Here is a 24,141-nt window from a genome sequence, read left to right on the forward strand (position 1 = left end):
TTCCCCACTTATAAAGTCAACAAAAATCAAAAAACTAAGCGTTAGCTAAAGAATCCCTTTTAAGCTTCTCTCGCATTAAATAGAAAAGCAGCAGCAGTTTAATAAACGTGACTATTATCATTGGTGTTGGTTGCAGAACCACACTGGTGCTGCTCATAATCCACATAATATTAAAACATATAGCATTATAGAGGATATTGACGGGTAACGAGATATTAATCCGCGCCATATACAACCCTGCAAAAACGGCGAATATCAACGTTATACCAAACCCAACTAACCCACTGTTTTTTATTTGTGTCAAGAAAGGTGTTTGCACGCTTTTACGATAATTTGCAGTACCATTTTCAACATCAATTTCTTTTATTTCCCCTTGATCATCAGTATCAGAAGGAGAGTAATATTTCCCACCATAACCAATCCCCAAGACTATTGCCGGGAATTTGCTGCCGGTGTATTCCCAGTAATCACCAAACTGACTTGAACGGGTGTTCATAGCTTTGCTGTTCGAGAGCATCATAACTGCAGATACTGCTGCCACTAAACCAAGCGTTAGCAATGACATTTTCACCACTGCAATTTTTCCGCGAAACGCATTGATGAAAAACTCATATATTACATATATAAAAGCCAACAAAAATATAAATTTATACATATTTGAAAACATGACCAACCCAATCAGGCCGGAGCAAAAATATATCATTTTATGTTTTAAAGGCTTTGTAAACAATAAAGATGTAAGTAACAAGGTATAAATAATGAAATAGGTTGTTGCTTTATCTTGATCAATAATTGTTATTTTCATGCCATATCGCTCCCATACATAATCATGGAAGATAAGGCTGGATATAAATCCGGAGAAAAGATTAAGAACGTCGATTACGCAAAATATCGTAAACAACTTATAAAAATCGAAATCCTTTAGATTTTCACATGCTTTCTGAAAAAGGAACATCGACACAAAAAAATAAATAACACCTCGACAATAAATAACTTGATCGTTTACCTCTCCTTGCCCTCCACTCTGAATATAGGAGATAAATCCCATTGTAGAGATAAAACCTAATAGCACGCCTTGGAGTGTTATATATTTAGTTATTACCGACGTGCTCTTCATGACTTGGTAATTAAACAAACTTTTGGTCATGACTTTTTTAAGGCAGACGAAAGCAAAAATAAAAATAAAAATGACATCTATGGGAGCAAATGGCCCCGCCACTTTAAAGTGGTAGATTGCGGTTCTTGGAATGGCAATATTGAAATCATGGATTGGTTTTACCATGATATTATAAGATGAATACGAGCAAATTATATAAATAGAAAAAATCAATATAGTATATATATTGAATTTATTTTTCTTTGCCACTCTCAAAATATAAATAAAAGCGGCAATTAAAAAAGCAAAGAAGACTATTGAATCTTCTAATATTAGAACACCCATTTAATACCCCAACTCATATGGATAAGATTGGTTACAGATTTCATAGGGAGTTTTCCATTACTCACAAATTAATTATCAGTCACAGTAGAACTGAGATACGCGGAAAGATATTCCGTTGTTATTCTACGTTGACTAAACATAGCGATATGCTCATCGGTAATTTCATTCGGAATATCAGTCATCACATCTTCCGTTGTTTCTTCTATAAAATAGACATTAGGAAGAAGCTTTCCCAATTCAGTAATCCCACCAACAGCATTGGTCATGACAATTTTCTTTGCGAGAACACACTCCACAATCACCCGTCCAAACGGTTCTCGCCACTTCACCGGTAAAAATGCCACATCAATCTGAGAAAGAAAACTTTCGACGCTCACAAATCCTAACAATTTTACACTACTCTTTTCAGCTAACTCTTTTAACTCAACACCCTCATGGTCATTTGCAAAGCGTCCGGCCGCATAATAAAGCGCATCAGGATTTTTTCTCGCGAAAGCGCAATAGTCATCAAACCCTTTATCTTTTGTTAATCGCCCAATAAAGCCAAAATGAGTAGCATTGAATTTATTAGCTTCATATATAGGTTTATTTACAGCGTTATAAATATAACGCGACTGACTTTTTGAAAAGAAAGCATTGTCAACGTGAAACGTTTTAATAAAATCACTGATCCCAACATAGACATCAACATGTTTACTTGCATGACGTTTCAGGAATGACCAAATTCTAACCGATAGCGCATTTGTATTTATATTTTCATTTTTGGCATATAGTGTAGAACTTGGATGCAGCAAATAATAATCTCGGGAAGTGTGAATAAGCTTAATACTTCTTTTGCTTACCTCCTTCCATATTGCGACAGAAAACCCACAAACATTATTAGTGTGTACCACATCCGGCTTAAAATCATCGAGCTCTTTAGCAAATAATTTGGCCATCACTGGGTTATAGTTATCAATTATATGCCAAAGTAATTTTTTCAGCGAACTTTGTCTGTTTGCATTAGAATCAAAAGGCCAATACAGATTTTTTAGTGGCAAATAGCAAACATCCACCCCATTGATAGTTGCACTTTTTCTGTTTTTTTCATCATGCAGGGTCACCACCCGAACTGAATGACCTATTTTTACCAACTCTTCCGCCAAAAGCTGAACTGAAACTTCTGCACCGCCAACTTTAAATGGTGAGTATATCGTATTGACTATCAATATTTTCATATTTTTTACTTTAACCAAGCAGTGAAATCATGCCATTGTAAATGACCCGTCCCAACTCAAAATAATCTATTGCAACAATAACTACCAAACAAAACACAGCGGTGTATATCCAAGAACAGAAATACTCCTTGAAGCTAATACCAACCACAGGTTTTATAAAGAGCGGGTAAACAGCAATACTCATGATAACTTGAGCAACAGACAGTGACATCGCAACAAGTGCAATATTCCCCCCCACAAGGAAGAGAGTAACAACAATAACTACAATTATACTTGCCCAAATATTCCACACGAACTCTTTCTTCGTACTCCCATTCGCCTGAGATATCGCGCCAGTGAGACCGCCCATAGGTCTCAACACACCAAGAAGCAGCATATAGGGGATTAGGGTTGCTACTTCCTCATGTCCCGGCCCATACAGTAGTCGAACACCGAGGTAAGCGCCTAAACCTATAGATAAATAAACAGCAGCACTTACATTTACGATCAAAGAGACAGAGCGAAGAAACAGCGCTCTTAACTCTCCGGTAGAATGTTGTTTCTCAGCAAATCGTGGTAGCGTTAATCGGTTTATCACCGGAGTCAGTAGCTTCAGAGGTTGTAGAATTAACTCTTTTGCCAAAGAATAAATTCCTAAAAATTCTGGCCCTAAATATTTCCCGATGATAAAAGCATCAGCTTGAGTTCGTAATTGATTAATTGTTTGTGAACCCAGTTGGTAACTACCATAACCTACAGCAGCCTTAAATGTTTTCTTGCAGAACTGTAATGTCGGATGCCAACTCTTTTCACTAAATAACAACATAAAAATCAAGCGGAACGATGCGTTCAGAAACTGGCCAATAATTACTGCTGCGATGGAGAAGTGCATGACTATTATAAGGAAAATCGTAGCAAGGAATGAAAGGACTTTAGCCAACATTTCCACTTGAGCTAATAAAACTAATTTTTTAGTTTTTACAAAATGTGCTTGATATTGCGACATCGCTCCTAATATAAAAAAATTAACACTCACCAGACACAGCAAGTATCCTAACTCATGAATCTTGTAGAACAATGATAATGGATAGGCCAGGATAATAATTAACCCACCCGTAGCAAGGCCAAAAAATACATTGACCCAAAATATTGTGCTTTGTTCCCTTTTATCTAGTACTTGTCGATGGATAAGGTAGCTGCTCATTCCCATATCCTGCAGCACCATTGCCACCATCAGTACGGCATTGACAATAGCCAATACCCCAAGTTGTTTAGCGTCAAAAGCACGAGCTACGATACCCAATTGAGCCAGTTGTAAAACAGCAGCCAATACGGTGCCAGCCAACAGCCAAACCGCCTGTTTTTTAATTACATTGCTGTTACCCATGCTTAATTAACTCAACTAATTTATCATTCAACACATCTTGATTAAACTTAACCTCAATTACCTCTCTTGCCTGCCTCGTTACTTGTTCAATTGAGTAATTCTCTTGTGAAATATCTTGCAAAATATCCGCTAACTGAGTGTAATTCCTTTCTTCTGCTAACCACCCAGATATTTTGTCTTCAATTAACTCTGGAATCCCACTATGCTTTGTCGATACAACAGGCAATCCATTTGACATTGCCTCCATCAAGGCCACAGGGATACCTTCCATATCTCCATTAGCAGCAGTAACTGAAGGTAGTAAAAAAACATCTGACCGCTCGAGTATTTCCTTTACTTTCTCTTGCGGTTGAAATCCTTCCAACGTGACATAATCATTCAACTCTAACTGCTCAACCAGTAAAGTTAGTTTATCCTCTAATGGCCCGGTGCCAACTATCGAATAATGGTAATTAATACCGCGCAACTTAAGCTCAGCGCATGCCTGTAAAGCATATTCCAAACCTTTTTTCTCGATCAATCGGCATACACTAGTTATTTTAAGAGGGGATCCAACTTTATCTCGCAACTTAAAGGTAAATTGACTAACATTAATCCCCATGCGACTGACGTGAATCTTTTTGTTATCACATCCCATCTCGGCTAATTTCTTACCCCATAGATCACTAATAGGTAATATAAAATCGCCCTTTGCAAACAGCTCTATATAGTCGTTTTTGTAATCAGATATCGTTTTAGTATGAGAAACGTCTGACCCATGAAAGATAGTAGCCAGTTTACCTTTCAACAAACCAAGATCTCTCAATTTACTTGCAAGCACACCAACAGTTCCGAAATGAGCAATAAACACGTCGGATTCTATTTTATCGGTATTTTTTGAGAGAATATAAGGTAATATCAAATTTAAAGAATGACGGCCAAATTTGAAATAATTCAAGCCTTTTATAACCGACATACTCTTTGGGCCAGATAAAATACTCAAGAAACGATTTTTTATTTTTTTAGAACCGCTATTACCCTCAGGCTCCAATAAATACCTAGTCCTTTGAAGCAAATTATACTCTTCAACGACAGCATGTTTCTTACTGAAATCACCTGGCCAAACTGAAACTATTTTTACCTCTATTCCTCTATCTATAAAGCCTACAATTTGATGAATAACAAACGTCTCTGAATAATTAGGAAAACGGTCCAAGAAAAATGTTACGGTCACTTTACCCACCTATTCTTTTTATCAATTCCTTCGTGATTTCAATCCCTTTCTCTCGTTCATTCTCAATCGCTGCTGATACATTCCCTTTTAAAACGTCGATGTTTTGCAGCATCGAAATGACATTCTTGGCTAAACTACCATCGATCAAAGACTCAACATTTGCAGATAACTCTGGTAACTTTAATTGTTGCATAATACCCGCAGATTTGTGTTCATAATTAATAGCAACTGCAGGTGTGCCAAAGTTCATCGAAATAATAGCAGAGTGAAGACGAGTACCTATAGTCAACTGGCAATATGAAAGTACCTGGCCCAATTCAACATCATTAAACTCATCCATAACCACATGAAAGTATTCAGGATTGTTAACCTTATTGGCAACTTGCTGGGCTACCATACGATCATCTTTGTGATAGCTATCAATACCTGTACATGTAGATAAACCCAAGACCTGGTAGCCATTTGAAATTAGTTGATTTATCAAATCTGCAAACGCAACTTCATACTGTTCCTGAGTTACACCTAGCCGTTTATCAAACGGTGCCAGCTCACGCATTGTAATCGCCACAGTTGGACGCTGCGAAATAGTTTCTCGCCAATGCCTGATACTATAATTGCTCTCGTCGATCGGCGAATTACTGTCAACCAACCATGCCGTATCAACCCCCTCAATGACTTTTTCAACGGGGATATTGCCTTTTTTCATCAAATCGTAGCTAATAGCTTCCCGGAGCACCAACATCTCCACCTGCGAGAATACCATTCTTGCTATATCGTTAAATACTTCTTGTTCAAAGGGCCCCACACTGTGACCAATCATATAAATCGGTTTTTTTGCCAAGAGTGCGCACAGTGCATGTTCAAATTGATTTATGCCATACAAATCAACAAAGAATGATCCCCCTACCTGAATAATCGCGTCGTACTCTGCAATTTTACTGATATGTTCTTGAAATTCTGCAGGAATTGGAAGATATTTCAGTATTCCTTGTCCTTTGACTTTGGCTGCTAAAACCCGTGGCAGCGTTCTATGAATTAACGCTTTTCTAATCTTACCAATCAATCCTCCCTTACTCTTGAAGTGATAACGATACAGAACGTCATCTTTGACATCGCGACCGAGTAAATAGCTTGAACTCACCGGGTAGCGGCTAATAATATCAATATTTGCCCCAGGCGTATTATGTTCAATAGCTTGAACCAGGCCTCTTAAAATAGCGCCGTCGCCGCGATTACCGCACGTGTGGTTACCCACAAGAAGTAGCTTCATGAGTGGTTCCTGACTAAGAATCTTTAAAGGAAATTAAAAAAGAATTCCAGCCAACACATTAATGCTGACTGGAAAATATGAATCGTAATCTGATTAGGCTTTGTCGGATGAGCGGTACTCATATTGATAGTAGCCATAGCCACCATAATAACTGCTAGCCCTTTTCTCAACGGCGTTCAATATGACACCCTTGATATCGACGCCATTCTGCTCAAAGCGACGTATGCTGACTTCGATTTCTTTTACAGTATTCATACTAAAACGAGCAATCATAAGTGCAGTGCCAACATGATGACCAATAATTGCCGCATCAGTTACCGCAAGGATAGGCGGCGTATCGACCAATACAAGATCGTAGTTTTTACTTGCCCAATCAATCAATTCCTTAAGGCGTGTTCTCATCAATAATTCAGATGGATTAGGTGGAACCTGCCCACGAGGTATAAAATCCATACCTTCAATTTCTGTTTTTCTTATCGAGCCTTCAAACGTAGTTTGTTGCGACAAAATATCGGACAATCCATTTTGCCACCCTAAACCCAGCAACGTATGCGAATAGCCTTTACGCATATCTGCATCAATCACCAGGACGCGTTGGCCAGCCTGGGCTATCACTGCTGCCAAGTTTATACTGACAAAAGTCTTACCGATATTTGGGCTGGCCCCAGAAATCATCAGCACGTTGTTTTTCGATTCAAGCATGGCAAAGTGCAAACTGGTTCGTAAGCTACGAATGGCCTCGATTGCCAAGTCAGCAGGGTTACCAACGGCCAAAAGGCTATTGGAACGAGTATTTGACTTACGTTTAGTAGTTAGGAGCGTCTCTCTGTCTTTTTTCTGCTGCCATTCGGAAAGCGGAATACTGGCGTATACGTTAATGCCATCCTGTTCCAACTGCTCAGGGGTTTCAATTCCCTTATGCAACATCGTTTTCAGTAACACGATTGCTACCGAAAGCATTCCTCCCAAGAAGGTTGCTAATAAAACGATGAGTGTTTTTCTAGGCTTAACCGGGTTTGGCTGAGTAACTGCCGGATCAATAATTCGCACATTACCTACGGTACTGGCCTTGGTAATGCTCAACTCCTGTTGTTTATTCAACAGTTGCATGTAAATTTCTTTACCAGCATCTACATCACGAGTCAGACGAATAATTTCTTGCTGTGTTTTTGGCATCCCACTAACGCGTTTATTCAGCTTGCCTTTTTCTTGCTCAAGAGTAGCCCGTTTTTCCATTAAGGCACGATAAGCCGGGTGTTCACGAGTATAGAGTTTTGAAATTTCAGCTTCGCGGAAAGTCAATTCGTTCAACTGCGATTCGACGGAAACGATAGTATCCAGCACAGATTTAGCTTCAAGCGATAAATCTACTGAATCGTTTTGTTGCCTAAAACGATTGAGCTTATCTTCAGCGACGTCAAGTGCCCCTCGAACCTCTGGGAGTTGTTCTTTTAAAAAACTCAGGCTCTTGGCTGCTTCTTCAGATTTACGCTCGACGTTTTGCAACAAATAGTTACGAGTGATGCTGTCCAGCGTCTTACGCACCATTGTTGGGTTTTCACCAATAAGGCTCAAGGCCAAGACACCGGTATCTTTACCTTTGTCTTGAACCGACAAAGCTTCTAACAGATTATTAATTGTTATTAACTTTGGCTGTTTTACGATTAAAAATTCTGTTCCAGGCTTGGCAACAAGATCACTTATCAACAGTGAAATCCCATTACCACTTGCCAACTCCCCAACTTTCCCTTTCAGAATGTCGGTGCCATCGTTGCTCAAACGATAAGTCTTATCGTCGATAACGGTAAGATCTAAGGGAATGTTCTGCCATGACTCTGGCATATTGAGGCGAGATAAAGCAATTTCACCAGGTACCTCGCCCTTCAAGCGAGCCCAGCCGCGACCGAATACGGGAAAATACTTTTGCTCAACGACCACATCTAAATTTAGATCATCAATCGTTTTACCCGTAACCATTCTTGACTGAATCAGCTCAATCTCTGTCGAAGAACCAGGTTGACTGGAAGGCATCATATCTGACAGGTTGTTCAGTAGAGAATTGCCAACATTCTGCTCTACCTGAACCAATGCGTCTGATTGGTATACCGGGGTGGCAAAAAGAGAGTATACAATTCCCACCACGGCAAACAGTGCCGTTACGCCAATAATTAGCCAGCGATGGTCAAGCAGCGTTCCCAACAACCGCCCTAAATCGATCTCGTCATTACTACTGCCTGAGGCAGTATTCATCTTTGTAGTTTCAGTCATTGTAATCTCTGGTTAACGATTTAACGCCTGCGCCCACTTTTCGGCGCCATCAGCAAGTAAGCGGTATACGAATTCAAAAGCCTCATGACTTTTACCATAGGGGTCTGGAATTTCCCGCTGCCCAAGCCAATGGGCAAAAAGCATCGTTTTACCTCTGACTTCAGGGGCTAGACGGCATACAGCATCGATATGACTTTTTTCCATGACCAAGATGAGCGAATACTCTCTGCACATCTCTCTGGTCAATTGCTTCGCAATGTGGCCATCAAGAGATAATTGATGTTCCTTTGCTACCTCTAATGCCGCTGTATCCGCAGGCTTACCCACAACTGCACCAACTCCTGCAGAAGTTATTTTCTTTCCGGGAACCAGTCGCTGTAATAGCCGCTCTCCTGTAGGAGAGCGGCAAATATTCCCTACGCAAACAACCAATATTGAATCAAACATCGTTCATTCCTATGGCCAGTTACGAATACGCAGTGTGCCTTCGGTAAGGTCATTGAAGCTGGAAATTGTCGGCGCCAACTGGCTGATCAAACGGTTCCAACGCACGATAGGCGCCGCTGTTACGTAAACAACGTCATAGGGTTGCAGTTGGAATTCTGCTCCCATAACCATCGCAGTAGCATCTGCCATATTAAGTTGGTATATGTCAGCTAACTTATTCCCCTGCGTGCCGTGGAGAGGGCGAATAACGAACACCCCTGTAGCATCTGCCGCAGTTTGGCTAATCCCTTCAGTATTTCCCAGCGCTTCGGTCAGCGTCATGCCGCTTCTGTCCATCTTCAGCGTGGCCGGCGCTTTTACTTCACCCATAACGAAAACTTTCAGATCGTCGTTACGCGGCACATAAAGAATGTCACCAGGATATAACAGCTGGTTTTGTGTAAGATCGCCATTTTGCATCAGCTTTTGCAACGATAAACGCTGCTCTTTGCCATTATGCGTTAAGACGATATTTCGCCAGTCTGCATTATCACTCAGACCACCAGCTGCGTTGATCGCGTCAAGCACTGTGAGAGGAACGTTAGTGATAGCTTGCTGACCTGACGTTTTAACTTCGCCGGTAATGTAGGTTTTTTGAGAGCGGAAAGCGGCAATATTGACGTCAACTTGTGGGCTTTCAATATACTGTGCCAATCGATTCGATATTTCGGTACGAACCTGACTTGCCGTCTTCCCGGTAACCTTTACCTTGCCAATGTAAGGATAGAAAATCGTGCCATCCGATTGCACCCAGTTGCCCGTGTCGCTGGCGCTACGGTATTGCCCGGCAGGTGTGGTCAACTCAGGGTGATCCCAGACAGTAACGTTTAAGACATCACCTACGCCAATCCGATACTCATAACTACGCAGAGAAGCTTCCAACAGAGTATTGGGCTGTGCAACTACCTTGGCAGGGCGCAGTTTTTGGATTAATTTTGGGGTAACAGGATAGACGTTAACAAGATCGTCAATGTCGAAATTGCTATCTTCCTGTTTTACTGTATTTTTTCCCGAGGTACTTAAATGTTGACCTGGGAGAACCGTACAGCCACTGATTATACTGATTGATACCAATACCGATATCATTTTCAATTGTCGTTTTGCCATCGAGTTATCATCACTTTCAAAGTAAATGTATCCGCAAAGCTACCAAGCCAGCCCACCTTGGCTGCGTATTTGTAACCTTACCAAACTGCATTGTTACTTACCTGGAGTTAGGTATCTTCACCAAGACGGGCACCCTTCACAGATAGCTGAAATGTCGAACTGTTAAGCCACTGTTGAAGTTAAAAGAGTTAGTATGGCTTATTGTAAAAGTATGACTCTGTTGTCGATAAAGCCACATTATAAATGACTATTATAATCAATTGAGTCACAGTGGTGGATGTTCACAGAAATGTTGCCCTCTTGTGCAGTTACTACAACCAGTAACCTGATTGCCGCATTATTCCACAAGCCACCCGATACTAATATAAAAACATTTTTCCAGAATGGAGGCTGCCAGCGTAATGAAATATAGCCTTTTTACGCCTGCAGCCCAAGAGAATTGAGATCGTTCAAAACGCCAGCTTTTCTGCCCATTCGCGGAAAGCCTTGCCTTGAGTTGGGTGACGCAGGCCGTAGGTCACAAATGCCCGCAGATAACCCATTTTTTCTCCGCAGTTGAAGGATTCGCCTACCAGTTCCATCGCTTCTACAGGTTTGCTTTTCAGTAACTCTGCAATGGCATCTGTCAATTGAATGCGGCCCCAGGCACCGGGTTCGGTCTTTTCCAACAACGGCCAGATATCGGCAGACAAGACATAGCGCCCTACCGCCGAATAATTGGATTTAAACTGAACGTCACGACCCGGTTTTTCTATAATCGAGGTCATGCGGGAACTTTCACCGGGTTGCAAACTGTTGGTCTCGCATTCAACGACCGAGTAATCGTGCAGCACATGCTCATCAGCCGCCTGCACCAACACCTGGCTCAGCCCAGACTGTTCGAAGCGAGCAATCATGTGCGGCAGGTTATCTTTCTTAAGATCGGCCTTTGCGTCGTCAAGCAGCACATCCGGCAACAGCACGACAAACGGTGAGTCACCAACCAAAGGTTTGGCGCACAGCACCGCATGGCCCAGGCCCTTAGGTTGGCCCTGACGGATGTGCATCAACGTCACGCCTTTAGGCGTAATCGACTGTACCTCATCCAGCAGTTGGCGTTTTACACGAGCCTCAAGCATCGCTTCCAACTCAAAAGAGGTATCAAAATGGTTTTCGATCGCATTCTTGGAGGAATGAGTCACCAGAATGATTTCTTTAATCCCGGCAGCCACGCACTCATTGACAATGTATTGAATCAACGGCTTATCAACGATCGGCAACATCTCTTTGGGAATAGCCTTGGTTGCAGGCAACATGCGCATACCCAGGCCGGCAACAGGAATGACAGCTTTCAACTTGGTCATGGTAATCCTCTTTCTTGTGATCGCGTTTAAGCCGCAAAACTTATTTACTGTTCAATGTCTGCTTCAGCCATTGGGTAAAATCTTCACCTTCCGAAGCATGACGCAGGCCATATTGTACGAACGCTTTCATATAGCCCAACTTATCGCCGCAGTCGTGCGATTTGCCGCTCATATGGAAAGCTTCTACGGTTTCCTGCTCCATCAGGGCGGCAATCGCATCAGTAAGCTGAATTTCATCACCGGCACCCGGTAAGGTTTTCTCCAGCAAAGGCCAGATATCCGCAGACAACACATAACGACCCACTACCGCCAGATTGGAAGGGGCTTCCTCTCTTGTCGGCTTTTCGACCACAGCAGTCATTGGTGTACTTTCACCTGCAGCCAGCGCAGCACCGCCGCAATCTACAACACCGTATTTCGACACGTCTTGTTCCGGTACCGGTTCCACCATGATCTGGCTGAAGCCGGTATCAGCAAAACGCTGAATCATTTTGGCCAGGTTCTCTTTACGCAGATCGGCGGTAGAGTCATCCAGCAATACGTCCGGCAATAACACGATAAAAGGCTCATCGCCAACCATTGGCTTGGCGCAAAGTACCGCATGCCCCAGCCCTTTCGCCTGGCCCTGACGGACTTGCATTACTGTCACATCTGCCGGGCAGATAGTCTGTATTTCTTCCAGCAGTTGGCGTTTGACACGCGATTCCAATACAGCCTCAAGTTCAAAAGAGGTGTCGAAGTGGTTTTCAATTGCATTTTTGGACGAATGAGTGACCAGCACGATATCTTTGATCCCGGCAGCTACGCATTCATTCACAATGTACTGAATCAGTGGTTTATCGACCACAGGCAGCATTTCTTTAGGAATTGCTTTTGTTGCCGGCAACATACGGGTTCCCAGGCCTGCCACGGGAATCACAGCCTTCAATCTCTTTTGCATGTTTTTTATCCACAATCAAATAACTATAACGTAAACGTAGCCGAACCACCTTGCCTAAGAGAGTTACGAAGCACGGAGCGGAGATGGTTTAGACACGCTACCGCCCTTGGCTTTCAGCTACCAATACACTGTTATTAATTTTCCTGTCTGCCAGTCACTGTTTGCAGCAAGACCAACATCTGTACCCATCATTAAGTGATAATCAGGTCACATAAGAACAAAAAAATTACACCCTTATAACTAAACAATGATACTTGTAAACGTTTATGCGCCTAAGATTCTTATACTATTACTTTGTTGATACAAGCCTAAGATGCCTGTTGGCTATCCTTTTCAGAATAAGACTACTAAGGGCACATAATTGAACTGAGTGTAGCAGCCAAAAACTAATGCAACGATTTGATTTTAAAAAAATTATAATTATGATGTTTTTATGTCTACAACTTAGTCACAAGAATCTCTCCAACGTTTTGGCCCCCTTCTTCCTAATCACCACTATCCACCTCCTCCCTGGCTATCCGACCGATTATTTTTTATGCATTGTTCCGGCTTAAACTCGGCATGCAACAATTCCATCGCAGAACCAGCACAGTTTTAAAGTTGAATTTTCCCCGCCCAACACCCATCATTCCCTTACGGCATAAGCCGTCGAACTTACAGGTGAAATTGGGCGTATGGAATGGATCGCAGATCCAACAATTTGGGCCGGCCTGGCCACTTTGGTCGTGCTGGAAATCGTTCTGGGTATAGACAACCTTATCTTTATCGCCATTCTGGCGGAAAAACTACCAAAACAACAAAGAGATAAAGCTCGCGTCGTGGGTCTGTTGCTGGCCTTGCTGATGCGTCTGGCACTGCTCGCCTCTATTTCCTGGCTGGCGACGCTGACCAAACCGCTGTTTGTGGTCGCGGAGCACCCCTTCAGCGGCCGCGATCTCATTATGCTGGTCGGTGGTATATTCTTGCTGTTCAAAGCCACCATGGAGCTGAACGAGCGGCTGGAAGGCAAGGATGATGAGCAGCAAGGGCCGCGCAAAGGCGCCCGCTTCTGGCCCGTGGTGGCGCAAATCGTGGTATTGGACGCCGTCTTCTCTCTCGATTCGGTGATCACCGCCGTCGGCATGGTTGATCATCTGGCAGTCATGATGATTGCGGTCTGTATCGCTATCGGGCTGATGCTGCTGGCCAGCAAGCCGCTGACGCGATTCGTCAACGCCCATCCGACTATCGTCATTCTGTGTCTGAGTTTCCTGCTGATGATCGGTTTCAGCCTGGTTGCGGAAGGGTTCGGCTACCATATTCCCAAGGGCTACCTGTACGCAGCGATAGGCTTCTCCGTGATGATTGAAGCCTTAAACCAGCTGTCTCAGTTTAACCGTCGCCGTTTTCTGTCAAAGGTACGGCCACTGCGCGAGCGCACCGCAGAAGCGGTGCTCCGTATGCTGAACGGCAAACATGAAGAAGCAGAGGTAGACAGCCACTCCGCCAACCTGCTGGCCGACAGTGCGAGCGAAAGCGGAGAGATATTCAACCAGCAGGAACGGCACATGATAGAACGCGTGCTGGGCATGGCGCAGCGTACCGTAAGCAGCATCATGACCTCTCGCCATGACGTGGAATACCTCGAGCTCAATGATCCGCAGGAAAAGCTGACCCAGTTGCTGGAAAAAAATCAGCATACGCGCATTGTGGTGGTCGAAAACAGCGCCAGCGATGAACCGCTTGGCGTCATCCATACCCTTGATGTCCTGAAACAGCAGTTGACTCAGGTGCCGCTCGATTTACGCGCGCTGGTGCGTCAACCGCTGATTTTCCCGGAGCAGTTAACGCTGCTAAGCGCACTGGAACAGTTCCGACAGGCGCAGACGCATTTCGCTTTTGTCGTCGATGAATTCGGTTCGGTCGAGGGGGTCGTTACCCTGACAGACGTGATGGAAACCATCGCCGGCAACCTGCCGGAGGCTGGCGAGGACGTTGATACGCGGCACGACATTCAGCAAAACGAAGATGGCAGTTGGACTGCCAACGGCCATATGCCGCTGGAAGACCTGGTGCTTTATCTGCCTCTGCAACTGGAGGATAAGCGCGAATACCACACGATAGCCGGCTTGCTGATGGAACACAGCCAGCGCATTCCCCAGGAAGGTGAGCAATTGCAGATCGGTGACTACCTGTTTGAACCGCTGGAAGTCAGTAGCCACCGTATTTTGAAAGTGAGGATCACCCCGCTGTCGGTACCGGAGCCAGACTACGAGGTATAAATCGGTGCCGGGCGATGCCCGGCTACCTTTATAGATGCTGAGGCACCAGCAGTTCGGTTGCCACAATCACCACGATCAACCCGACAATCACCGGCACCGAAGTCCGTTTCACCACGTCGAACGGCGAGATCTTCGCCATGCCTGATACCGCCACCACCACACCGGAAACCGGCGACAAAGTGCGCCCCAGGTTTGAAGCCTGCAACATCGGGATCACCAGATAGGCCGGATTGACGCCCATCTGCGCAGCCAATTTGGGGATCAGCTCCACAAAAGCATAGAACGGCGCATTCCCCGAGCCGGTAGTCATTGCCGCCAGCATGGTAATCACCACCAGTACCAACATCATGATAATGCCGCCGGTACCGAAAGACTGCGCCAGACTGATTAACCCACTGATAAAGCCGAGGGTGCTCAACCCCTGAGCGAATACGCCGGCGGCCACCAACAGCATCACCACGCTGGCAAAAGCGTCCGCCATACCGCGATACGCGACTTCCAGGCCGGTAAACACCTGTTTGGCGCTGAAACTACGCAGGAATTCAATCACCGCCGCCAGCAACATGCAGCCAACCAGCACCGTGATGATATGCAACTCCGGCCCCCATTTGCCGTCAAAAACCAGCACGCCCAGGATCGGCGTGAACGGCAAAACCGCGTAGAAACCCGGTGCATGCGTGGTAATTTCGCTCACATCCATAATGTGGTGCTGCTCGTTATTCTTCTTGTCGAGATAGCGTTGCCAAAAGAAATGCGCAATAGCCATACAGACAATTGCCGCAATCGAAATAGGTAAGGTGGTTTTAAAAGCGAAGTCCACCAAGGGCATTTCCGCCGCCTTGGCGGCCAGCACCACGTCACCGGACGTCGGCGCCAGAATAATCGCCGCGGGCGACGCGCAAATCGCTGCCGCAGCACCACGACTAATGCCGACGTTAACCATCAATGGGAACAGCGTAGCCATCAGCAATACGCCCAGGCCGGTTGCGGAAGAGACCGCCAGTGACATCAGGCAGGCGACAAAATAGGCCGCGACCATCAAAAGATACGGGGAATTGATCATCTGCAGCGGACGGGAAGCCAGCTTTACCACCACATCATTGGCGCCAATGTGCGTCATATAAGCCGCAAATCCGCACAACATCATGATCATCATGCCAAGATCGCCACCGCGGCTCATCAGCAGAATTTTAACGTATTCGATGATGTCGGTGGTGCGCCATCCCGTAGACGCAGCGCCGGCAGGCAGCAGGTTTTTCCCCATTATGGCGCTTATAGCCAGCAACAGCAGGCCACCAACCATCAACACCCCGGTGGCGGAGTAGCCCTTGATAATATAGCGACCAACGGCAGCCGCAACGGCTGCACCAATAAGAAGTTCTATCATATTCCCTCAACTTGTTGTTTTTAACCGTGCTGAAGCCCAGAAGTCGCATAACTGCCCAATACTCTGCACAAACACAGCAGAAATTGTCATGATTTCTATCAAAGTTACGGGAGGAAATAATTGGGAACGGCAAATGCTCTGCGGGGATCAAAGAAGGCGCGGGCCGCTGACCGGCCCGCCTCTTACCTGGGGCTAAAGCTTATCGAGCAGCTTTTTAAGATCCTGACCTTCGCGCGAATCTTTGTTTTTATCGGCCCATTTGTTCAGCGCGTCCTTGGCCCGGTTTTGCAGCGTTTTACGTAATACCTGATCAACCTGCAATTGGTAGTTAAGCTGTTGCCAAGGGCCATAAACCCGCAGTGGAATTGGCGTTTTCTGCAGTTGCTCGATCAGTTCGCCACGCCCTTGCCAGCCGCCAGTCACCCGCACGTTAAGCACCATATCGCACTGTTTACCTGGCATATTCACCGTACCGCCACCACTCAGATTCAACAGCGGGGAGTCCGCACTCAGTTCACTGATGTTTACCGTACCGCTGTTCAGGTTGGCTTTCGCCGAAAGCTGTTTCACTTCGGTAAAGCGCTGGTAATTATCCTGCCCGCGCACGCTGCTGTCGTTACGCGCCACCGCCTGCTGGATCAACTGCTGAATATTCAGTCCATGCAGTTGCGCGTCCTGCATCGCTAACTGCGCGGTTCCCTTCCACCGGTGTTCAAACGACTGCGAAGTCAGGCGATCACCCGTTAAATCCCCTTGCATGCTGAATTTGCCGGTCAACACCTGCGGCATGTCGAACGCCTTAAGAACGGCACCCAGCTCAACCTGCTTCAACACCGGTTGCACGGCGATCACCGGTCTGCCGCCACGCGCATCCAGCGAACCCGGTAACGCAAAGTCCCCCCCAGCCAATTGGCCGGAGAGCGTATGCACCGTCAGCAAGCCCCGTTGGTTATCCGCTTGCAGCGCCAAATGGGCAATGTTCATGCCACGATAGGTCAGTTGGTCAACGTTCAAATTAAGCTGCGCAGTAAAGTCTCGCAACACTTCCAGATTTTGTTGCGGATCTTCCGCTTGGTTAGCTATCACCGGCGCCGCAGTCACACTCACGGCTTGTTGCGTGCCCGAGCTGGATTGCCAGCCGGAAAGTGCATCCAAATTCAGTGCCGTCGATGTCAGATTCATTGCATAAACCGGCACCTCGCCGAATCTCACGCTGCCACTGCCAGAGAACTGACTGTCATTGGCGCTCAGGATCAATTGGCTTAGGGCAATTTGCTGCGGTGTTTGTTGATACGCCACCTGGGCGCTGCCATCACCTTTAATGCCGCCCCCCAGAATGTCAGCACCTTCCAGTTGATAATTGAACTGAGTGACCGTGGCCGCGATGCGCCGCGGGTATTGCTGCAGATCGACATCTGCCGCCATGCTGAAAGTCAGATCGCGCTGGTCGCGGTTAACCCGGCTGGAAAGCTCCATTTGCGCATGACGATTGGCATTTTGCTGCAAGACGAGGTTAATATCGCGAACGTTAATCTGCTCGTTATTGGCGCGCTGCCAAATCAGCAGGCTGTCCACAATCCGCAGATTATCGATATCAAATTTCCACGGGGTATCCAGGGTCTCTTCGGTCTCGCCCGCAGGTGCGATAGGTGCGTTCGGTTGATTTTGCTCTTCACTCTCGGGTGTCAGGCGAATGACGGCATTTTTCAGCATCACCTGTTTCACAAACAGCTGATGCGACAACAACGGCAAGAGTTTGACATCAAGGCGCATGTTATCCGCGCTCACCACCGGCGCTTTGGCTCCGGGTGCAGTCAAGGTCATGCGCCCGGCCAGAATGCTGAGCTGCGGCCAGATATGCCAGCGCAACTCGCCTTCCAGCGTCAGATGATAACCGCTCTTTTGTTCGACCTTCGTGACCATATAGGCGCGAAAATCATTCGGATTAACCAACAGCACCAGCGCGGACATTCCCGCCACCAGCACAACCAGTAAAATCACCAAAGTCGTCAGTAATCTTCTCATGCCATCCTCTTGTCAACGCCACACCGACAGTGCTTCAAGCGCTGTTAGTCCTTGTCGATTCGACTGGCCACTGCACCCTGCTGATCGCGGTATTTTGCATCCTGCCGGCTGTTGTAAGGACGCGCCGCCGGCCCGGAAAGCGGTTCAAAGCTTAAAGCGCCAATCAACATGCCCGGGCGCAACGCCAGCGGCAACTTACCTGAATTATAGAACTCCAGAACAATCCGCCCCTGCCAGCCGGGATCGATACGGTGCGCGGTCACGTGAACCATCAGCCCCAGACGCGCCAATGAGGAACGGCCATCAAGCCAGCCCACAAGATCGCTGGGCAACGTGACCGACTCAAGCGTGACCGCCAGCGCCAGTTCGCCCGGGTGCAGGAAGAAGGCTTCGCCTTCCGGCAGTACTATCTCGTCACTCATCACGCGGTCCAGCGCCGCGCTGACTTCGTCTTTTGGTCCGCTGAGATCGATAAACGCGGCAGTATGGCCGCGAAACACGCGAAACTGATTGCCTAAACGGACATCCACTGTAGCCCCGTTAATACGCTCAATCGGCGGACGCGGTGAAATCACCAGTTTTTCACTATCCAGCCAGGCTTCTATATCACGGTCGCACAGTCTCATTTCTTTATCTCCATCAAGGCGTGTCACTAAAACAAAAATTGCCACACAACGGACAAAAGGTCTACGCCACGGCGTAAATACTTGCCCGACGGCCGGAAACACAGGTTTCCCGGCCATTGAACGGCATTATTCAAAGAATTGGCTGATTTTAGCTTTTAGAATGTCGATCGCAATGCGGTTTTTGCCGCCGCGCGGAACGATAATGTCGGCATATTGCTTGGAAGGTTCAATAAACTGCAGGAACATCGGACGAACGGTTTTCTGATATTGCGCCATGACCGAATCCATAGAACGTCCACGCTCATTGACGTCACGCTTCATGCGGCGCATCAGGCAAATATCCAGCGGCGTATCGACAAAGATCGAAAAGTTCATTTCCTGGCGCAGGCGGATATCCGTCAGCAACAGGATCCCCTCCAGAATAATCACCTTTTTCGGCTCGAGGTGGATAGTCTCTTTCTTGCGCGTATGTTCGGTGTAACTGTACAGCGGCAACTCTATCGCCTTGCCTGATTTCAGCATTTGCAGATGCTGGAACAGCAGGTTGTGATCCATGGCGCTCGGGTGATCGTAGTTAGTCTTGACCCGTTCTTCCATGGTCAGGTGCGTCTGGTCTTTGTAGTAACTGTCTTCAGGAATAACGCCGATATGTTCATCGCCAACCTGATCGCGAAGTTCACGATATAACGTGCTGGCAATAAGGCTTTTTCCGGAGGCAGATGCGCCAGCTATACCAATAATGACGCACTGATGCGGCTTGTCAGTCATAAAATTTAAAGACCTGATTTCGAAGTGTGAGGGAGGGAACTAAAACGCGACAATTATAGGGAGTTAGCCGGCATTGCGCCACCCTATATTGTCGCGGCAGGGCCGCTATCTCGGGTTATTTCGCCAAAATCGGCCTTAAGGTTTTAAGATTATTGCGCCTAGGGTAATCCGATGTGGCAGGGTAAACTCCGTAGCTTGTTCATTATCCTGCTGATGGGATGATGTATTTCACCGGAGACTGACGTGCTGGACTGGTATTTTCTGACCTTTTTTGGCGACAGCATGCTGCTGCTGCCCTGCTCGGTGATTCTTTTTATCATTCTGATTACGCCGCGATCCACCCGAACAGCAGGCTGGCAATGGGCACTGATCTTCGGCTGTGCTGGCGGCTTGGTATGCGCATCCAAACTGGCCTTTATGGGCTGGGGTATCGGTATAGAACGTTATGATTTTACAGGGTTTAGCGGCCACTCGGCGCTGGCAGCCAGTATCTGGCCGGTATTTCTCTGGACGCTGAGCGGTCGTTTCTCGCATGCGGTGCGCAGTCTGGCATTGGTCGTTGGCTACGTATTGCCCCTGACGATTGGCTTGTCGCGGTTAGCCATTCAGGTACATTCGCCTTCGGAAGTCATCAGCGGCCTGGCGTTAGGCTATCTGGCCAGCAGCCTGTTTCTGTGGTTACAGAGCAGCAAGGCACGCCCGCAGCTTTCCTGGTGGCAAATCGCCGGTGCGCTGGCTTTACCGATCGTTCTGATGGGACATCGACAACCGGCGCCCACCCAGGGTCTGCTGGAACACATAGCCACTGCCTTGGCGCATATCGATCACCCTTATACCCGCGCCGATTTACACCGGCTGCGAGTCACGCCATAAACAAAAACCCCGGACCTGCGCCGGGGTTTTGCTTTTTAATCTGCGAGGATTACAACGCGCGGAAAGAGATTTCCGTCGGAATAGCCTCGCCCTGCCAATACATCTGCGCCGCGACACGGCCGGCAAGCTGGCGATACAGTTCCGCAAATTCGCTGTCCGGACGGCTTATTACCGTCGGCGCGCCGCGATCCAAATCCTCGCGCAGCGAGATGTGCAACGGCAGTTGCCCCAGCAAGCGGCTGTTGTACTTTTTCACCAACTTTTCTGCCCCGCCAGTGCCGAAAATCGGCTCATGATGACCGCAGTTGCTGCAAATATGCACGCTCATGTTTTCCACAATACCGAGCACAGGCACATGGACTTTTTCGAACATCACAATGCCTTTGGCCGCGTCCAGCAGGGCGATATCCTGCGGTGTGGTCACCACCAGCGCGCCGGTAACCGGAATGTTCTGCGACAGCGTCAGTTGGATATCCCCGGTGCCCGGCGGCATATCCAGCACCAGATAATCCAGATCCGGCCACAGCGTGTCCTGCAGCAGTTGCATCAGCGCCTTACTGGCCATCGGGCCGCGCCACACCATGGCGTTGTCGTCGGTCACCAGGTAACCAATGGAATTGGTCGCCAGACCGTGCGCCAGGATCGGCGCCATATGCTGGCCGTCCGGCGAGGTTGGCCGTTCATGCTCGGTGCCCAACATATTGGGGATCGACGGGCCGTAGATGTCGGCGTCCAGAATGCCGACCTTCGCGCCTTCGGCAGCCAGCGCCAGTGCCAGGTTGACGGCGGTAGTGGATTTCCCCACGCCGCCCTTGCCGGAACTGATGGCGATGATATTGCGCACGCCCTTGATGCCGGCCTGATCGTTGGCGCGTTTCAGCGTGGCGATGTCATGCTTCAACTTCCAGTCGATCGCCTCTGCGCCGGTGACGCGCAGCAGTTCTGCACTCACGCGGTCTTTCAGCGTTTCAAAGGCACTCTGCCAGGCGAACGGCATGATCAATTCAATATGCAGTACGTGATCCAACAGCGTGCAGTGGTGAATAGCCTTCAACGCGGTCAGGTTGTTTTTTAACGTCGGGTGTTCAAAGGCGGCCAGTACACCGGTCACCAGGGCACGCAGAACTTCGGGGTTGGTCTGCTCGGGGGATTTTGCGCTCATCCCGGCTCCTTGATTTTGAATGGATAGCTTCCCGCTAAGCATATCAGAACTGCAGGTCCGCTGGCGTGTGTCTGTAGAAAGAAACCGCCCTAGCCGTAGAGGGCGCGATCGGGTAACATCGAAGACCCTTTTTATTCATTACAGAAAGCAAGTTCTCACTATGGCTCAAGTCGCGAAAAAATTATTGGTGACGTGCGCGCTACCGTACGCAAATGGTTCCATCCATCTCGGCCACATGCTCGAGCACATCCAGGCAGATATCTGGGTTCGTTACCAACGAATGCGCGGCCACGAGGTTCATTTCATCTGTGCGGACGACGCGCACGGCACGCCGATCATGCTGAAAGCTCAGCAGTTGGGCATCAAGCCGGAAGAAATGATTGCGGAAATGAGCCAGGAGCACCAACAGGATTTCGCCGGTTTTGGCATCAGCTATGATAACTATCACTCCACCCATAGCGATGAAAACCGTGAACTCTCGAGCCTGATATACGGCCGTCTGAAAGAGAACGGTTTTATCAAGAACCGGACTATTTCCCAGCTGTACGATCCGGAAAAAGGCATGTTCCTGCCTGACCGATTCGTGAAAGGCACCTGTCCGAAATGCAAATCGCCGGACCAATACGGCGACAACTGCGAAGTGTGCGGCGCGACCTACAGCCCAACCGAGCTTATCGATCCGAAATCCGTTGTTTCCGGCGCCACGCCGATCTTGCGTGATTCGGAGCACTTCTTCTTTGATCTGCCTTCGTTCAGCGAAATGCTGCAGGCCTGGACCCGTTCCGGCGCGCTGCAAGAGCAGGTAGCGAACAAGATGCAAGAGTGGTTTGAGTCGGGTCTGCAACAGTGGGATATTTCCCGCGACGCGCCCTATTTCGGCTTTGAGATCCCGGACGCACCAGGCAAATACTTCTACGTCTGGCTGGATGCGCCAATCGGCTATATGGGCTCATTCAAGAACCTGTGCGACAAACGCGGCGATCTGGACTTCGACGAGTTCTGGCGCAAAGACTCCAGCACCGAGCTGTATCACTTCATCGGCAAAGACATCGTTTATTTCCACAGCCTGTTCTGGCCGGCGATGCTGGAAGGCAGTAACTTCCGCAAACCGACCAACCTGTTCGTACACGGCTATGTGACGGTTAACGGCGCCAAGATGTCCAAGTCCCGCGGCACCTTTATCAAGGCCGGCACCTACCTGCAACATCTGGATGCCGACTGCCTGCGTTACTACTACGCCGCCAAGCTGTCCTCGCGTATCGACGACATCGACCTGAATCTGGAAGATTTCGTGCAACGCGTGAACGCTGATATCGTGAACAAGGTGGTTAACCTGGCTTCGCGCAACGCCGGCTTTATCAGCAAGCGTTTTGGTGGCCAACTGGCCGATAACCTGGCCGATCCTGCGCTGTACCAAACCTTCGTTGACGCGGCAGGAAGCATCGCCGAGGCCTACGCCAGCCGTGAATCCGGCCGCGCAATCCGCGAAATCATGGCGCTGGCCGATCTGGCCAACCGCTATGTGGATGAGCAGGCACCTTGGGTCGTCGCGAAGCAAGAAGGCCGCGATGCCGATTTGCAAGCCATCTGCTCGATGGGCATCAACCTGTTCCGCGTACTGATGACCTACCTCAAGCCGGTACTGCCATCGCTGACGGAACGTACCGAAGCCTTCCTCAACTGCGAACTGACCTGGGATGCGATCCAGCAGCCGCTGCTGGGCCACCAGGTCAATGCGTTCAAAGCCCTGTTCAACCGTATCGACCTGGACAAGGTGAATGAAATGGTCAGCGCTTCAAAAGAAGACATGGCAGCGGCTAAAGTGGTCAGCGGCCCGCTGGCTGAAGATCCGATTCAGGAAACCATCACCTTTGACGATTTCGCCAAAGTTGATATGCGCATCGCCTTGATCAAGAGCGCCGACTTTGTCGAAGGCTCTGACAAACTGCTGAAACTGCAGTTGGATCTGGGCGGCGAGTCTCGTCAGATCTTCTCCGGCATCCGTTCCGCCTACCCGGATCCGAAAGCGCTCGAAGGCCGTCTGACCATCATGGTCGCCAACCTTGCGCCGCGCAAAATGCGTTTCGGCATCTCTGAAGGCATGGTGATGGCTGCCGGCCCAGGCGGCAAAGAGATCTTCCTGCTCAGCCCGGACAGCGGTGCTCAGCCAGGAATGCAGGTGAAGTAATCGTCGTTTCCGTTGCCTTAAGGGTCGAGCTGCCGCTCGGCCCTTTTTATTTGTGCCCCGCTCAAAAGACGCCATCGCAGGCAAATTTTATATGCCGCCCACAAGCGATATATTTCAACATTATATATAGACGTCCAGATGTAAAGATTGCTATAAATAATCCCTTACCGGGATAGCTATCACCTGCTTTTGGAGCCAAT

General features: G+C 47.8%; 18 protein-coding genes. 3 read left to right on the forward strand and 15 right to left on the reverse strand.

Going from position 1 to position 24,141, the window contains the following annotated elements; translation table 11 throughout:
* Positions 1 to 34: 34 nt before the first annotated feature.
* From SPL01S_RS11645 to galU, 10 genes are all read right to left on the reverse strand, one after another.
* Complete coding sequence (locus tag SPL01S_RS11645) at positions 35 to 1,441, reverse strand: hypothetical protein (protein ID WP_063199915.1); 1,407 nt, start codon at positions 1,439 to 1,441, stop codon at positions 35 to 37.
* 68 nt (positions 1,442 to 1,509) lie between these two features.
* On the reverse strand, positions 1,510 to 2,658 hold the full coding sequence (locus tag SPL01S_RS11650; protein ID WP_063199919.1) for a glycosyltransferase family 4 protein: 1,149 nt from the start codon (positions 2,656 to 2,658) through the stop codon (positions 1,510 to 1,512).
* Between the two features lie 10 nt (positions 2,659 to 2,668).
* Entirely contained in the window at positions 2,669 to 4,024 is a 1,356-nt protein-coding gene (locus SPL01S_RS11655) for an oligosaccharide flippase family protein (protein ID WP_062870285.1), read from the reverse strand.
* Entirely contained in the window at positions 4,017 to 5,237 is a 1,221-nt protein-coding gene (locus SPL01S_RS11660; RefSeq protein ID WP_062870282.1) for a glycosyltransferase, read from the reverse strand. The genes SPL01S_RS11655 and SPL01S_RS11660 overlap by 8 nt, the downstream gene beginning before the upstream one ends.
* 1 nt (position 5,238) lies before the next feature.
* The gene (gene wcaK, locus SPL01S_RS11665) at positions 5,239 to 6,507 is read right to left on the reverse strand and encodes a colanic acid biosynthesis pyruvyl transferase WcaK (RefSeq protein ID WP_063199922.1); all 1,269 of its coding nucleotides are present in this window, start codon (positions 6,505 to 6,507) and stop codon (positions 5,239 to 5,241) included.
* Positions 6,508 to 6,600: 93 nt separating this feature from the next.
* Positions 6,601 to 8,775, reverse strand: coding sequence for a tyrosine-protein kinase Wzc (gene wzc, locus SPL01S_RS11670; RefSeq protein WP_062870278.1), 2,175 nt, complete (start codon positions 8,773 to 8,775; stop codon positions 6,601 to 6,603).
* Positions 8,776 to 8,787: 12 nt separating this feature from the next.
* Complete coding sequence (locus tag SPL01S_RS11675; protein ID WP_062870276.1) at positions 8,788 to 9,222, reverse strand: arsenate reductase/protein-tyrosine-phosphatase family protein; 435 nt, start codon at positions 9,220 to 9,222, stop codon at positions 8,788 to 8,790.
* Between the two features lie 9 nt (positions 9,223 to 9,231).
* Positions 9,232 to 10,368: a polysaccharide export protein gene (locus SPL01S_RS11680; protein WP_062870274.1), complete on the reverse strand. Its 1,137-nt coding sequence runs from the start codon at positions 10,366 to 10,368 to the stop codon at positions 9,232 to 9,234.
* A gap of 449 nt (positions 10,369 to 10,817) precedes the next feature.
* A complete protein-coding gene (locus SPL01S_RS11685) occupies positions 10,818 to 11,711 on the reverse strand; it encodes a UTP--glucose-1-phosphate uridylyltransferase (protein WP_006324405.1) in 894 nt (297 codons plus the stop codon).
* Positions 11,712 to 11,751: 40 nt separating this feature from the next.
* A complete protein-coding gene (gene galU / locus SPL01S_RS11690) occupies positions 11,752 to 12,651 on the reverse strand; it encodes a UTP--glucose-1-phosphate uridylyltransferase GalU (protein WP_062870272.1) in 900 nt (299 codons plus the stop codon).
* A gap of 674 nt (positions 12,652 to 13,325) precedes the next feature.
* On the opposite strand from galU, the gene SPL01S_RS11695 reads away from it, so the two are divergent.
* The gene (locus tag SPL01S_RS11695) at positions 13,326 to 14,912 is read left to right on the forward strand and encodes a TerC family protein (protein ID WP_063199925.1); all 1,587 of its coding nucleotides are present in this window, start codon (positions 13,326 to 13,328) and stop codon (positions 14,910 to 14,912) included.
* A 28-nt stretch (positions 14,913 to 14,940) separates the two neighbouring features.
* Here SPL01S_RS11695 and dcuC read toward each other — a convergent pair whose 3' ends face one another.
* From dcuC to udk, 4 genes are all read right to left on the reverse strand, one after another.
* Positions 14,941 to 16,299, reverse strand: a complete 1,359-nt coding sequence (gene dcuC / locus SPL01S_RS11700) for an anaerobic C4-dicarboxylate transporter DcuC (RefSeq protein ID WP_063199928.1) — start codon at positions 16,297 to 16,299, stop codon at positions 14,941 to 14,943.
* 192 nt (positions 16,300 to 16,491) lie between these two features.
* Positions 16,492 to 18,324 carry an outer membrane assembly protein AsmA gene (asmA, locus tag SPL01S_RS11705; RefSeq protein ID WP_063199931.1) on the reverse strand — a complete coding sequence of 611 codons (1,833 nt, stop codon included), beginning with the start codon at positions 18,322 to 18,324 and terminating at the stop codon, positions 16,492 to 16,494.
* Positions 18,325 to 18,368: 44 nt separating this feature from the next.
* Positions 18,369 to 18,950, reverse strand: a complete 582-nt coding sequence (gene dcd / locus SPL01S_RS11710) for a dCTP deaminase (RefSeq protein ID WP_004942378.1) — start codon at positions 18,948 to 18,950, stop codon at positions 18,369 to 18,371.
* A gap of 126 nt (positions 18,951 to 19,076) precedes the next feature.
* Positions 19,077 to 19,718, reverse strand: coding sequence for a uridine kinase (gene udk / locus SPL01S_RS11715; protein WP_004942376.1), 642 nt, complete (start codon positions 19,716 to 19,718; stop codon positions 19,077 to 19,079).
* 243 nt (positions 19,719 to 19,961) lie between these two features.
* Between udk and SPL01S_RS11720 the strand changes: the two genes are divergently transcribed.
* Positions 19,962 to 20,591, forward strand: coding sequence for a phosphatase PAP2 family protein (locus SPL01S_RS11720; RefSeq protein ID WP_063199934.1), 630 nt, complete (start codon positions 19,962 to 19,964; stop codon positions 20,589 to 20,591).
* A gap of 49 nt (positions 20,592 to 20,640) precedes the next feature.
* Here SPL01S_RS11720 and apbC read toward each other — a convergent pair whose 3' ends face one another.
* Positions 20,641 to 21,753 (reverse strand): iron-sulfur cluster carrier protein ApbC, encoded by a 1,113-nt coding sequence (gene apbC / locus SPL01S_RS11725; protein ID WP_004942372.1) that lies wholly within the window; start codon positions 21,751 to 21,753, stop codon positions 20,641 to 20,643.
* Between the two features lie 160 nt (positions 21,754 to 21,913).
* Between apbC and metG the strand changes: the two genes are divergently transcribed.
* Positions 21,914 to 23,941 (forward strand): methionine--tRNA ligase, encoded by a 2,028-nt coding sequence (metG, locus tag SPL01S_RS11730; protein ID WP_041416842.1) that lies wholly within the window; start codon positions 21,914 to 21,916, stop codon positions 23,939 to 23,941.
* The last annotated feature ends 200 nt before the right edge of the window (positions 23,942 to 24,141 follow it).

Origin of the sequence: Serratia plymuthica NBRC 102599, assembly GCF_001590925.1 — a bacterium.
Classification (GTDB): domain Bacteria; phylum Pseudomonadota; class Gammaproteobacteria; order Enterobacterales; family Enterobacteriaceae; genus Serratia; species Serratia plymuthica.